Below are 11,730 nucleotides of genomic sequence, written 5' to 3' on the forward strand. Positions count from 1 at the left end.
ATGATTATATAATGAGGTATATTTAAAGGGTATGAAGGTTATCCGGGATCCGATACACGGCTATATAGAACTGGACGAACTGATCTTGCCGCTGATAGACACTCCTCAAGTGCAGCGATTAAGAAGAATAAAGCAACTAGGACTCTCGAATCTAGTGTACCCTGGAGCGAACCACACTCGTTTTGAACATTCTTTGGGAGTCATGCACCTTGCCACCATGCTGACCTCACAGATAGACTCTATTGAAAATGAAGAGAAAGAGGAACTTCGTGCAGCCGCACTCCTTCACGACATCGGGCATGGACCCCTTTCACACGCAACTGAGAACCTTATCAGACATTATACCAGAGAACGACATGAAGATGTCAAATCGATCCTCAGGAAAGGAGAGATATCTGAGATATTGGAGGATAACGGATTAGACCCGATGACCATCGCAGCCCACATAAAAGGTGAGACAGACCTTGGGAAAATAGTCAATAGTGAGATCGATGTTGACCGCATGGACTACCTTGTAAGGGATGCACATTATACAGGAGTAGCATTTGGACTTGTAGACTATGTCCGCCTCATACATGAGATGAGGTTCTACGAAAATAATCTTGTTGTGAACGCAGGCGGTCTGAAAGCAGCAGAGTCACTACTAGTATCCCGATTTCTGATGCACCCATCTGTTTATTACCATCACGTATCAAGGATCGCTGAGACAATGTTCACACGGGCAGTGAAACATCTTATTGACAAAGGTGCCCTGGATCCTTTCAAATTAAGAATGATGGAAGATGATCAATTATTTGAACTGATAAGGGCAGATGACGATTACGCAGGAAAGATCGCCAAAAGGCTTGATGAAAGAAGGCTCTACAAACGTGCCCTTCATGTCGGTCATGAAGTGGTAGGAGAAGGAGTTATGCGGTATCGAGGAAAAGTGGAAAGGGTCGAAGCCGAAATTGCAGACATGGTGGGCATCGACAGTCAGGAGATACTCATCGATATTCCGAAAAGACCGGAAATTGCCGAAATGAAAGCATTGATCAATATGAACGGGAAAATGGTACGTCTTGATGAAGCATCCAATATCGTTGCAACCCTTGAAAAAGCACATTTTGACAATTGGAAGATGGGAGTTTATACTATAAAGGAGCACAGAGATGCAGTGGGTAAAGCTGCACGCGAGTTCTTCGGTGCTAAAAAAGAAACTACACAATACCGTTTTAGCGACATTGAGGAATGAATTTGCCAATACTTACAAAACTAACAAGTCGGGGAGAACTTGTACTGGAACATAGGAATATCGGGGACGACATCATTGTGACACTCACCGGAGGAGACGGCCATGTGGGCGCAGTTGCTGTTGGGCATTATGACAACACTGGAGGACATGCATCCTCTTCAGTCATCACATTGCCTTCCCACAGAGATGATGCTATTGCACTTGATGCAGCAAGGAAGATAACTTCTGCCACCCATAACACAACAATACTTACCGCAGGGATACATTTTCCGGATATAACGAATGAGGAGATCAGAGAAGTGCTTTCAAAAGCTGATGAACTTATTAATGATCTAATAAGAGCATTGGAGGAAGCATAACAATGGAGATAGTTATTGGGATAAGTGGAGCATCCGGCGCCCAGTATGGCATTCGGCTTCTGGAAGTCCTTTCTGAAATGGATATTGATACCCACCTGGTCCTCACAGAAGCAGCTAAGAAAATACTCAAAGTGGAAACCGACTACACCACGGAAGACATCGAGGACATGGCAACTGCAGTTTACGATGAGAAGGATTTTACAGCACCGATCGCAAGTGGCTCTCACCCGTTCGAAGGAATGATAATTGCCCCCTGCAGCATGAAAACACTGGCATCTGTGGCAAATGGAACATCTGATAACCTGATAGCACGTGCGGCAGACGTTTGTCTTAAGGAAAGGCGAAAACTGATACTGATGACACGCGAAACTCCCCTTAGCGGAATACATATAGAGAACATGCTAAGAGCACACAATGCAGGAGCAATTTTGTTGCCCGCATGCCCGGGATTCTATAACAGACCAAACGCAATGGAAGAACTTATCGATTTTATGGCAGGAAGGGCACTTGACCTAATGAAGATAGAAAATAGCATATATCGTCGCTGGAAATGATAATTTGGCATTGTAGCCATAATTGCCGTCCAACTTCCATAAAATATAACATAAGACCCAGGGGTTGAATAGATAAGTATATCTATAATAAGTCATATTTAGGGAATCGTGTCATGAAAGACGCTGCATGCGAGGTTCTGTGCATGTGATTCACACGATGGGATAGTAGGGTAGCCTGGTCATCCTCGAGCGTTTGGGACGCTTGGACTGCGGTTCAAATCCGCGCTATCCCACCAGAATCTTTTATACAATTGTTTTACAACTTTATTGATATACCGTTTGCACCTGGATTGTACCCACACTATACAGCACATACTAGTTTTACATCCACACTACAACCATTGTACGAACTACACCACCATTAGATCTGCGAGTAGCAACAAAACCATACGGTCTAAAACCATACACCAGGAGAATCAGATCAGACCCGAGCACTCCCCATGAATCTCAGGCACATGAACGATGTACCAAACATCCTGGATAGTTTTATTAAATATGCAGTACACACAAATTGCCATGGTCGGAGTAAAAATAAAACTTTTCGCAAACCTAAGGGAGATCGCAGGTGTTTCCGAACTTGAACTAGAAGGAGAGAACATTCAGGAAATACTGGACATACTTCAGAACGATCACCCACAGATACAGGAACTTATTTATGATGATGATAGAGGCAAAAAGGAAATTCGAGCCTACATTAATATCCTGATCAATGGAAACAATATCCAGCACCTTGAAGGATCGGACACTGTTTTGAACGAAGGCGATGAGATTGCCATATTTCCACCGGTGTCCGGCGGTTAAAGCAATTTATTGATGAACAGCAGACCCTGGTAATGAGAACTCCCAACCCCATCATTGAACTGTCGGGAATTGCAGCAGGAGGATTCCTGGGTGCTATCTCAAGGTATCTCATAACATCGACCATAGTATCACCAACAGGAACACTTATTGTGAATGTATTGGGAAGTCTGCTCATAGGAATGTTGATGTACGACAACGAATACATCGGATACGTTGACCAGAGAACACGTTTGATCATCGGGACAGGGTTTTTGGGTTCTTTTACTACATTTTCCACTTTTGTAGTACAAACATATTCACTCGGAGGAACTCCGGCCATAGTGAATATTTTAGCGAACATACTGATGACCATTCTCGCAGTCTTCGCAGGGAGAGGTATGATCATACACATCTCAAGGAGGAAGAGGTGATATGACAATAGGAATGGAAGAGATCCTGCTTGTAGGACTTGGAGGGGCACTGGGAGCACCATTAAGATACATAGTGTCGGGCATAGTACCAAAAGTGAAGAACATCCCCACAGGAACACTCCTTGTCAACGTGATCGGAAGTACCATTCTTTCAACCCTCACTTTTATGCCATCCTAGAATATTAGTCTGCACTTTGTAAATATCGGGTTGCTTGGTTCTTTCACCACATTTTCCACATTTTCATATGAAACTTCCAGAATGCTTGAAGAAGGAAGAAGAAACAGTTTCATTTCAAATATAGTATTAAATGTTTTTTTGTGTCTATCAGGAGTGTTAATAGGCCACCAATTAGCAAGCTTAATCTAATTTAAGAGAAAATTAGATAGCATGGTATCAAAAATTCTCAGGATATTCCTTAATGAAAATTGTATATTTGATGGAAAAGTAGCACATGAGGCCATATTGGAACTACTCAAAGAAGCCAGGGTATCAGGAGCAACAGTCCTCCATGGTATCGAAGGATATGGCGTGCATAATAAGATACATACTGCAAGCATACTTAGACTTGGAACCCAGCTTCCCATAATAGTAGAAGCTATTGATTCAGAAGAAAAAATCAGGGAGATACTCCCAAACATAAGAAAGATGGTCCCTGAAGGACTGATCACTCTTCAGGAAGTGGAGATAATCCACTGATATCAACGGTAAAGTACTACTGAACTTCCCCTTACATCAATGACAGTTGTCCGTGTGGCCTCAGCAAGATTCTCAGCTATCGCATCAATTCCATCTTCATAAGAAGCACTTTTAAGAACTTTTACCTTTACCAGATGCCTCTCTTTAATGTGTTTTTTCAGTTCCATGATGAGCTGGTCAGTGATGCCGCCTTTGCCAACATTAATAATAGGTTTGATATTAGTGGCTTCAGACCTGAGTTTGTATAGTCTTTCTTTATCCATGATGAACCTACAGAAAATTTATTTAAGTTATACCTTTCGGCAGCACATGTAAACAATATTTTGAAATCATTATATTTGTAAGGATATTGTTCATTCGAGAGAGGAAATATTTACATCCGTGCCGTTTATTTCAAAATCATACCATTTGGTCGGTTTTGGCGTGATGCCCAACAGTCTGAGAGCATGACCTGAATCTGTTTCTTTTATCTCGATCATACCATCGAACAGCTGTTTCAGAGTTGCCACCGTCTGAGGATCATGGGTTTCATCCTCGACTACAAAAATACCAAATGCCTTTGCTGCTTTGACACGTCCTGTATAGACATGCAAGAACCTGAAAACTGTCTGTAGATTGGAATACATCAAAATAGTAGATAATGAATTTATGCATAACCTCAGACCAGGAGACTCTTTCTGCACAAGGAATTCTTCAAGATACTGACCCATCCTCACACCTATGCCAGTAAGATCCACCGGGCTTGCTGCCCTTTTGATCTGGGCCGTATCCTGAGTAGAAATTCCAAGTGTTTTGGTCACACAATCCACAATGCCCAGATTAGCCGTTTCAACATCAAAATCGTTAAGAGAGAACCATTCAAGGATACGCTCCCCAGTCTCACGAGTGGAAACTATGATAGAAGATTCCATGTTCTTCAGGCCAGTATGAACAATCTTATTGATAAGTTCATCTTTTCCGCACATAGGAGGACCGATCAACATCAGGTTGGTTCCCTCTCTAACCCCCCCGATAAGGTCATCAAGTTCCTTTATACCTAACAAATATTCAACCATGTGTATATCCTATGATGAATTAATCCCTGACAATAATATGAGTTAACACTGAAACTGTATAACATGTGCATTTTTCTAAAACTACTTAATAGTAACGTAGAGATAGGCTCATGTTTGAACATCGAAATAATATAAGCATCCTATATACTATATAGAAAGATTATCTATTGTAAATCATACGATATAAGCTTATTATATAAAATTCTTATCTAATATGTTTAATGATGTGACCGACTTCCGGAAGAATTATTTTGGATAGTGCTAATTCGACAGCACCAGGAGATCCTGGCAAACAAAATACAGCAGATCCACCCATAATGCCTGCATCAGCACGCGTCAGCATAACTGCTGGTCCGATCTGTTCAGTGCTTTTGTACCTGAAAAGTTCACCAAATCCAGGCATCTGCTTTTCAAACATTGGTACTATGGACTCAATGGTCACATCAGAAGGGGTCAGCCCAGTTCCGCCAGTAGTAATTACAATATCTGCACCTTTTAGTATCGCTTCAGTGACAGCTTCTTTTATAGCAGACATTTCATCCGAAACAAGACAATAATCAACTAAATTGTGTCCATTTTCTTCGACCAGGTCCATCATAATTTTGCCGGAAATATCATCAGCACCCACAGGAGATGTGCCTGAACCATACTTTTCATACCTTGAGGTAGAAATGGAGATTATCGCAAATTTAAAGGCTTTAACTGCGTCTTTCTTGTGTTGATTGGAGACAGTATTCATAATAAAAGTATGTATAATGTGCTATATATGGATTTCCAGGAACGTCATTCCATATATAAGCAGAAACGGTCATTTCAAAAGCTAATTATACTTGATGCGCCATAATGAAAAATTCATCAAAACAATATATCATGATTCTATTGATAAGACTTATAAACCCCTAAGTAATAGGGGGATGCACCATTGACACATTAACAATTTAAAGAATTTCAAGACGCACTACTTCAGGTCAGGATAACCTTCTAAAAAAGATAAGAATTTGACAGTGCGTTCTTAGATCACAATAAATCACAATAATCTATTTCAAGGAGGCTTAAACTCATGGTAAGAAAACCAGCAAGTATGTATAGAAATGTGAAGTCACGCTCATTCACCAGAAGGAAATATATGGGCGGTGTACCGGGCAGTCAGGTCATTCACTTCGATATGGGAAACAAGACCGCTGACTTCCCAGTAAAGATAACACTTTTAGCAGATGAAAGATGCCAGATAAGACACACAGCTCTTGAAGCTGCACGTATCACTGCTAACAGAGCAATGACAACAGCAGCAGGACGTTCCGGCTTCCATATGAAGCTCAGGGTTTACCCACACGAGGTTCTGAGAGAGAACAAGCAGGCAACCGGCGCAGGAGCAGACCGTGTATCAAGTGGAATGAGAGCTGCATACGGAAAGAATGTCAGTACTGCTGCAAGGGTATCCGCAAGACAGAAGATCTTTACGATCTCAGTCAACAAAGAGCACTTCATCATTGCAAAGGATGCTTTGAGAAGGGCTGGCCAAAAATTACCAACTCCTGTCACGATCGTAGTAGATCAAGGCCAGGAACTGGTAAGATAAATATATTTCAATATAACAAGAGGGTATCAAAATGGATGATTACGAAACGATGTTGAATAGGGCTATTGAAAATCTCCCTGATGTGGAAACTACGGACGTCCGTTTCGTAATTCCAGAACCCAGGATCTTCATAGAAGGTAAAACCACCGTGCTGGAGAACTTTGCCAACATCGCAGATGTTCTGAACAGGGACCCAGACCATCTTATGAAATACCTTACCAGAGAAATGGGTACTGCGGCCAAACTCGAAGGCAGCCGTGCCATATTCCAGGGAAAGTTCCCGAAAGAGAACATAAAGTCGAACATCGATGCATATGTGGAAGAGTACGTAATATGCTCCGAATGTAACCGCCCTGATACCCAGCTTGTCAAATCTGACAGAGTCATTATTTTAAAGTGTTCTGCTTGTGGAGCACATCGCCCTGTCAAGAAGAGGCGAACTACAATTGCCACACCACGTGACGCAGTTGAAGAAGGTGAGGAATATGAAGTAAGAATAGATGCTGTCGGTTCAAAAGGCGATGGTATTGCTAAACTTGCTAAATTTACCATATTCGTACCTGGCGCCACAAAAGGTGATGTCCTGAAGATCAAGATCAAGAGGATCAGTGGGAACCTCGCATTTGCAGAACGCGTTTAAACGCGTTCATCCCACATCATCATTGAACTATTCCCTTGAGAGGGTCTAGATGTCTCGAGATTCGACTTCAATACCAGAGTTCCATGAACTTATTGGTAACGAAGCTCTCGACAATGATGCAATTCTCCTTACAGGAGGACTTGAAAGTGGAATTGCCACTTTCAAGGTTCAATTTTTATACGAAGGCGTTATCGGAAATGGGGAGCTAAAGGCTTACAGGACCATAGAAAATAAAGAAGCGCATCGTATTCAGCCCGATGAGCAGACTCTCGGAGAGGATGCACCAAACCTATAAGATGATAATACGAGGACTCCAAAATGGGAAATGTGGATGAGAATACGGATACATCCCCGGATAAAGAAGAGATAACAGTGCTCTCCATCCCGGGACTTACCATCGATCTGAAACATCAGAACGGATTTTTAAAACTTGAAGCAAAAGGACATTTACGCGGCATTTGTTCCCCTTTCCTTAAAAAAATGAACGCAACCCTTGAAGCTGAAAAACCGGCACTTGTAGAGAAGGACAGGGTCATTGCCTCCACATGGCTGCCCCCGATCCCCAGTAATGTGTTCAAACGCCTGTTGTTCGCAGAGACCCAGATAGCTCTTGGGAAATACGTACCAGAGACCGTTTCTTTTGAGATTACAAGGAACTGCAACTGCAACTGTGAACACTGTATTATGAGTGGAGGAGAAGGAGACCTCGATACTGCCACCATCAAAAAGGCCATTGACGAAGCCCTGGATATGGGTGCAGTAGTCATCACTTTCACCGAAGGGGACCCGCTCCTTCGCGAGGATATATTCGAACTTATCGAATATGTGGACAAAGACAAAGCAATAGTCAATATATATACCCCTGGCACGGAAATGACGCCCGAGGTTGCACAAAAACTAAAGGACACAGGACTTCACAATCTCCTGGTCAGCATATATTCCACTGTACCGGAAGAGCACGATTCCGTAAGAAAACTGAAAGGTGCTTTTGAAAAAGCTACCGGAGCAATAAAATACGGATTGGATGCAGGACTTCTTGTTACCATGTGCACCCATGCATCTCCGAAGAACATGAAAAAACTGGAATCGATGTACCAGTTTGCAACAGAACTGGGAGTACACGAGTTCTCCCTATGGGAATCAGTTCCTAAAAGCCCCGAAGACCCCATCATCACCGACGAGGACAGGGATCACATAATGGAAATGTATCACAGGATCAATGCTTCCAAGGACGGACCCCGAATATTTGCGAATACCTATTTCGAAGGAGAAATGCTTGGCTGCATGGCAGGTCAACGCTGGCTACACGTGTGCGTGGAAGGTTCTGTAAAACCTTGCCCATACATCCCATTCAGTTTTGGCAATATACAGACAGACTCGCTGAGATCGATATGGAGCAAGATACGCAAGGTCAGTGATTTCAAGGGAGAAAGACACTCCTGTCTTATGCAGGAGAAGGAATATCTGAAACTCGTCTCAAGGATCCCTGAGGAAGCCAGCAAACCTTATGATTTCAAGCTCATCAGGTAAGCGGTATATACGTTCAAATTCAAGAATACTGATATTATAAGCGGCAAAAAATTACAGAGGCAGCACATGAATATGAAACTTGACCCATGGGGTTCTGTGAACATCGATGATTATTCCAAACTATTCGATGAATTCGGCATAATGCCCTTTGAGGACATCTGCGCAGAACTCTCCGACCCCCACCGATACATGCGCAGAAAAATGATCTTCGGACACCGAAGTTATGATCTGATCAAAGATGCAATGAAGAACAAAGAGCCTTTCTCGGTCATGAGCGGTTTCATGCCAACGGGAGGAGGACATCTCGGACATAAAATGGTCATGGAAGAGATAATCTGGCATCAGAAGATGGGAGCAGATGCCTTTGTAGGAATTGCTGACAGAGAAGCATATTCAGTAAGAGGCATTTCATGGGATAAGTGTCGCCAGATCGGTATAGAAGATTACATTGTAAGCCTCATTGCCCTTGGATTCGAGCCAGACGGACATATTTACTTCCAGTCCGAATCCGAAAATGTGAAGGACCTTGCATTCGAACTCAGTGCAAAGGCGAACTTCTCAGAACTAAGTGCCATCTATGGATTCAGCGGAGAGACCAATGTAGCACACATGGTAAGTGCGATCACCCAAAGTGCTGATATCCTCCAGCCGCAACTTTCCGAGTACGGCGGACCTAAACCTACGGTTATTCCAGTGGGAGCTGACCAGGACCCACATATGCGTCTCACCCGTGGACTTGCACACAAAATGAACATGTTCAGGATAGAAGGACGCGAAGACAAGAACAAGAACAAGTTCTTCAGTGTACGCAGCAAAGCCGCACCCGAAGGTTCCCTTGCAGAAATAGCAGAAAGATTACCCTGGGACACCAAGCTTTTCGAAGGACACATCGATATCTACGGAGCAGATGACTATAATAAGCTCCTTGAGACGGTAAGAGAGGTCGAGATCGAGAACGGAGGTTATGCTTTTGTGCCACCTTCCTCCACCTACCATAGGTTCATGTCAGGCTTACAGGGCGGTAAAATGTCCAGCAGTGTTCCAGAAAGCCTCATTTCACTAAAAGAAGACCCGAAGCTGGCTGCAAAGAAAGTAAAACGTGCAAAGACCGGCGGAAGGGTAAGCCTGGAAGAGCAGAAAAAGCTCGGTGGTGAAGCGGATAAATGTTCAGTGTACGAACTATTGATGTTCCACCTTGTGGAAAACGATAACGAGCTGGCAGAGATATACGATGAATGTGTCTGTGGCAAGCGTATGTGTGGTACATGCAAAGCCCTTGCATCAGAGCTCATGGAAGAATTCCTGACAGACCATCAGGAAAAACGTGAGCTTGCAAAAGACAGACTTGACGATTACGGATTATAAAGAAAGGAAATGATCCCTATGACCGATTATAACCTTACAAATAATGACAAGAATGTGCTTATCGCAATGGATGAACTCTCATCCACGACTCCGGAAGAGCTTGCAGAAAAAACATCCATGAAAGTGGAAACTGCAATGCAATCCGCATTTTCTCTCTCAGAGAACGGACTAACCGAAGTGACCGATGTTGTCACCGAGATATATTCACTCACGTCCGAAGGTCGTACCTATGCTGAAGAAGGACTGCCTGAAAGACAGATAATGAACTGTCTCTCTGAGCCGACGTACATGGACGAACTTAAAGAAAAGCTATCTCCAAAAATGGTGGGTATCGCAACAGGATGGCTTCGCAGGAAAAATTGGGCGAACATCGAGAAAGGAATGGTAGTCCCTACCGGAAATTCCGATATTGGCGAAGACGAAAAAGCCATTGCAAACTTTAAGGAAGAGAAACATACCCTCGAAGAGATAGGCACTGACCAGAACACCATAAACGACCTCATCAAGCGAAAACTATTATCAAAGACCGAAGACAAATACCGTACAGTGTCCATCACCGATGAGGGTCGCCAGCTTGTCAAAACCGGCATCACCATTGAGGAAGAGATCACACAGATAACATCCCAATTATTGAAGAGCGGAGACTGGAAAGGAAAGAAGTTCAGACCTTACAACATCCAGACCCCGCCAAAACCAGTGTACGGTGCAAAGATACACCCATACCAGCGTCTGATAGATCAGATGCGCCAGATCTTCCTGGAAATGGGATTTACAGAGATAAAGGGCGATGTCGTGCAAAGTTCATTCTGGAATTTCGATGCACTGTTCCAGCCACAGGACCATCCTGCCCGTGAAATGCAGGACACGTTCCATCTGGACACAAAGTCAGAACTCCCGGAAAAATATAAAGAAGGAATACGCGACATGCATGAGCATGGAGGAGACCTGCAATCCACCGGATGGGGCGGTAAATGGAGCGAAGATATAGCAAAACGAGATGTTCTGAGAACCCACACAACTGCGGTTACCATCAAGTACCTTACAGACAATCCAAACCCGCCTGTAAAAGCATTCTGTATCGACAGAGCATACCGTCGCGAGACCATCGACCCTACTCACACACCGGAATTTGAACAGCTCGAAGGCGTTATCATGGACGAGAATATGTCCTTTGCAAACCTTCTCGGATGTCTTGAAGAATTCTACCACAGGATGGGATTCGAGGATGTCAGATTCAGACCGGGCTATTTCCCATACACCGAACCAAGTGTAGAACCTGAAGTATACATCGAAGGACTTGGCTGGGTAGAGCTTGGAGGAGCCGGAGTGTTCCGCAAAGAAGTTACCGAGCCCCTAGGCATCAAGCAGCCAGTACTGGCATGGGGTCTTGGCGTAAGCCGCGTGGCAATGTTAAAGCTGGGGCTTAAAGACCTGCGTGAACTTTATCAGGCTGACATTGACTGGTTACGCAAAAGTCAGGTATGTCAATTAAAGGATTAAGCAGAC

At 43.5% G+C, this 11,730-nt stretch carries 15 protein-coding genes, 1 tRNA gene and 1 pseudogene; 14 read left to right on the forward strand and 3 right to left on the reverse strand.

All coding sequences use genetic code 11. The features are described from left to right. Positions 1-31: 31 nt before the first annotated feature. From MBUR_RS07275 to MBUR_RS07310, 8 genes and pseudogenes are all read left to right on the forward strand, one after another. Positions 32-1,234: an HD domain-containing protein gene (locus MBUR_RS07275; RefSeq protein ID WP_011499469.1), complete on the forward strand. Its 1,203-nt coding sequence runs from the start codon at positions 32-34 to the stop codon at positions 1,232-1,234. After that, positions 1,231-1,593 carry a hypothetical protein gene (locus tag MBUR_RS07280; protein ID WP_011499470.1) on the forward strand — a complete coding sequence of 121 codons (363 nt, stop codon included), beginning with the start codon at positions 1,231-1,233 and terminating at the stop codon, positions 1,591-1,593. The genes MBUR_RS07275 and MBUR_RS07280 overlap by 4 nt, the downstream gene beginning before the upstream one ends. A gap of 2 nt (positions 1,594-1,595) precedes the next feature. After that, entirely contained in the window at positions 1,596-2,147 is a 552-nt protein-coding gene (locus MBUR_RS07285) for a UbiX family flavin prenyltransferase (protein ID WP_011499471.1), read from the forward strand. A 159-nt stretch (positions 2,148-2,306) separates the two neighbouring features. Then, positions 2,307-2,383: transfer RNA gene (locus MBUR_RS07290), tRNA-Pro, on the forward strand. Positions 2,384-2,663: 280 nt separating this feature from the next. Then, on the forward strand, positions 2,664-2,948 hold the full coding sequence (locus MBUR_RS07295) for a ubiquitin-like small modifier protein 1 (RefSeq protein ID WP_048063305.1): 285 nt from the start codon (positions 2,664-2,666) through the stop codon (positions 2,946-2,948). A gap of 32 nt (positions 2,949-2,980) precedes the next feature. Then, positions 2,981-3,358, forward strand: coding sequence for a fluoride efflux transporter CrcB (crcB, locus tag MBUR_RS07300; protein WP_011499473.1), 378 nt, complete (start codon positions 2,981-2,983; stop codon positions 3,356-3,358). A gap of 1 nt (position 3,359) precedes the next feature. Continuing rightward, positions 3,360-3,725, forward strand: a pseudogene (gene crcB / locus MBUR_RS14630) (fluoride efflux transporter CrcB). A gap of 21 nt (positions 3,726-3,746) precedes the next feature. Further along, a complete protein-coding gene (locus MBUR_RS07310; protein WP_011499474.1) occupies positions 3,747-4,055 on the forward strand; it encodes a DUF190 domain-containing protein in 309 nt (102 codons plus the stop codon). Positions 4,056-4,057: 2 nt separating this feature from the next. Here the strand turns inward: MBUR_RS07310 and MBUR_RS07315 are convergent, their stop codons facing one another. The 3 genes from MBUR_RS07315 to MBUR_RS07325 all read right to left on the reverse strand — a co-directional run bounded on the left by MBUR_RS07315 (position 4,058) and on the right by MBUR_RS07325 (position 5,849). Further along, positions 4,058-4,318 (reverse strand): YhbY family RNA-binding protein, encoded by a 261-nt coding sequence (locus tag MBUR_RS07315; RefSeq protein WP_011499475.1) that lies wholly within the window; start codon positions 4,316-4,318, stop codon positions 4,058-4,060. Between the two features lie 90 nt (positions 4,319-4,408). Continuing rightward, positions 4,409-5,110 (reverse strand): RAD55 family ATPase, encoded by a 702-nt coding sequence (locus MBUR_RS07320; protein WP_011499476.1) that lies wholly within the window; start codon positions 5,108-5,110, stop codon positions 4,409-4,411. Between the two features lie 205 nt (positions 5,111-5,315). Beyond that, the gene (locus MBUR_RS07325; protein WP_011499477.1) at positions 5,316-5,849 is read right to left on the reverse strand and encodes a MogA/MoaB family molybdenum cofactor biosynthesis protein; all 534 of its coding nucleotides are present in this window, start codon (positions 5,847-5,849) and stop codon (positions 5,316-5,318) included. A gap of 321 nt (positions 5,850-6,170) precedes the next feature. Between MBUR_RS07325 and MBUR_RS07330 the strand changes: the two genes are divergently transcribed. The 6 genes from MBUR_RS07330 to MBUR_RS07355 all read left to right on the forward strand — a co-directional run bounded on the left by MBUR_RS07330 (position 6,171) and on the right by MBUR_RS07355 (position 11,724). Further along, positions 6,171-6,689 carry a 50S ribosomal protein L16 gene (locus MBUR_RS07330; protein ID WP_011499478.1) on the forward strand — a complete coding sequence of 173 codons (519 nt, stop codon included), beginning with the start codon at positions 6,171-6,173 and terminating at the stop codon, positions 6,687-6,689. A 31-nt stretch (positions 6,690-6,720) separates the two neighbouring features. Continuing rightward, the gene (locus MBUR_RS07335) at positions 6,721-7,329 is read left to right on the forward strand and encodes a translation initiation factor IF-2 subunit beta (protein WP_011499479.1); all 609 of its coding nucleotides are present in this window, start codon (positions 6,721-6,723) and stop codon (positions 7,327-7,329) included. A 49-nt stretch (positions 7,330-7,378) separates the two neighbouring features. Beyond that, positions 7,379-7,624, forward strand: coding sequence for a hypothetical protein (locus tag MBUR_RS07340; RefSeq protein WP_011499480.1), 246 nt, complete (start codon positions 7,379-7,381; stop codon positions 7,622-7,624). 23 nt (positions 7,625-7,647) lie between these two features. Next, on the forward strand, positions 7,648-8,859 hold the full coding sequence (locus tag MBUR_RS07345) for a radical SAM protein (protein ID WP_011499481.1): 1,212 nt from the start codon (positions 7,648-7,650) through the stop codon (positions 8,857-8,859). 66 nt (positions 8,860-8,925) lie between these two features. Continuing rightward, complete coding sequence (locus tag MBUR_RS07350) at positions 8,926-10,224, forward strand: tryptophan--tRNA ligase (RefSeq protein ID WP_011499482.1); 1,299 nt, start codon at positions 8,926-8,928, stop codon at positions 10,222-10,224. A gap of 18 nt (positions 10,225-10,242) precedes the next feature. Further along, positions 10,243-11,724, forward strand: coding sequence for a phenylalanine--tRNA ligase subunit alpha (locus MBUR_RS07355; protein WP_011499483.1), 1,482 nt, complete (start codon positions 10,243-10,245; stop codon positions 11,722-11,724). The last annotated feature ends 6 nt before the right edge of the window (positions 11,725-11,730 follow it).

The sequence above is a fragment of the Methanococcoides burtonii DSM 6242 genome, from assembly GCF_000013725.1.
GTDB classification, from domain to species: Archaea; Halobacteriota; Methanosarcinia; order Methanosarcinales; family Methanosarcinaceae; genus Methanococcoides; species Methanococcoides burtonii.

Excerpts from the sequence above, each read along its gene's own strand:
- MBUR_RS07275 (WP_011499469.1), top strand. The coding sequence starts at position 32 with ATGAAGGTTATCCGGGATCCGATACACGGCTATATAGAACTGGACGAA.
- MBUR_RS07280 (WP_011499470.1), top strand. The coding sequence starts at position 1,231 with ATGAATTTGCCAATACTTACAAAACTAACAAGTCGGGGAGAACTTGTA.
- MBUR_RS07285 (WP_011499471.1), top strand. The coding sequence starts at position 1,596 with ATGGAGATAGTTATTGGGATAAGTGGAGCATCCGGCGCCCAGTATGGC.
- MBUR_RS07295 (WP_048063305.1), top strand. The coding sequence starts at position 2,664 with ATGGTCGGAGTAAAAATAAAACTTTTCGCAAACCTAAGGGAGATCGCA.
- crcB (WP_011499473.1), top strand. The coding sequence starts at position 2,981 with ATGAGAACTCCCAACCCCATCATTGAACTGTCGGGAATTGCAGCAGGA.
- MBUR_RS07310 (WP_011499474.1), top strand. The coding sequence starts at position 3,747 with ATGGTATCAAAAATTCTCAGGATATTCCTTAATGAAAATTGTATATTT.
- MBUR_RS07315 (WP_011499475.1), bottom strand. The coding sequence starts at position 4,318 with ATGGATAAAGAAAGACTATACAAACTCAGGTCTGAAGCCACTAATATC.
- MBUR_RS07320 (WP_011499476.1), bottom strand. The coding sequence starts at position 5,110 with ATGGTTGAATATTTGTTAGGTATAAAGGAACTTGATGACCTTATCGGG.
- MBUR_RS07325 (WP_011499477.1), bottom strand. The coding sequence starts at position 5,849 with ATGAATACTGTCTCCAATCAACACAAGAAAGACGCAGTTAAAGCCTTT.
- MBUR_RS07330 (WP_011499478.1), top strand. The coding sequence starts at position 6,171 with ATGGTAAGAAAACCAGCAAGTATGTATAGAAATGTGAAGTCACGCTCA.
- MBUR_RS07335 (WP_011499479.1), top strand. The coding sequence starts at position 6,721 with ATGGATGATTACGAAACGATGTTGAATAGGGCTATTGAAAATCTCCCT.
- MBUR_RS07340 (WP_011499480.1), top strand. The coding sequence starts at position 7,379 with ATGTCTCGAGATTCGACTTCAATACCAGAGTTCCATGAACTTATTGGT.
- MBUR_RS07345 (WP_011499481.1), top strand. The coding sequence starts at position 7,648 with ATGGGAAATGTGGATGAGAATACGGATACATCCCCGGATAAAGAAGAG.
- MBUR_RS07350 (WP_011499482.1), top strand. The coding sequence starts at position 8,926 with ATGAATATGAAACTTGACCCATGGGGTTCTGTGAACATCGATGATTAT.
- MBUR_RS07355 (WP_011499483.1), top strand. The coding sequence starts at position 10,243 with ATGACCGATTATAACCTTACAAATAATGACAAGAATGTGCTTATCGCA.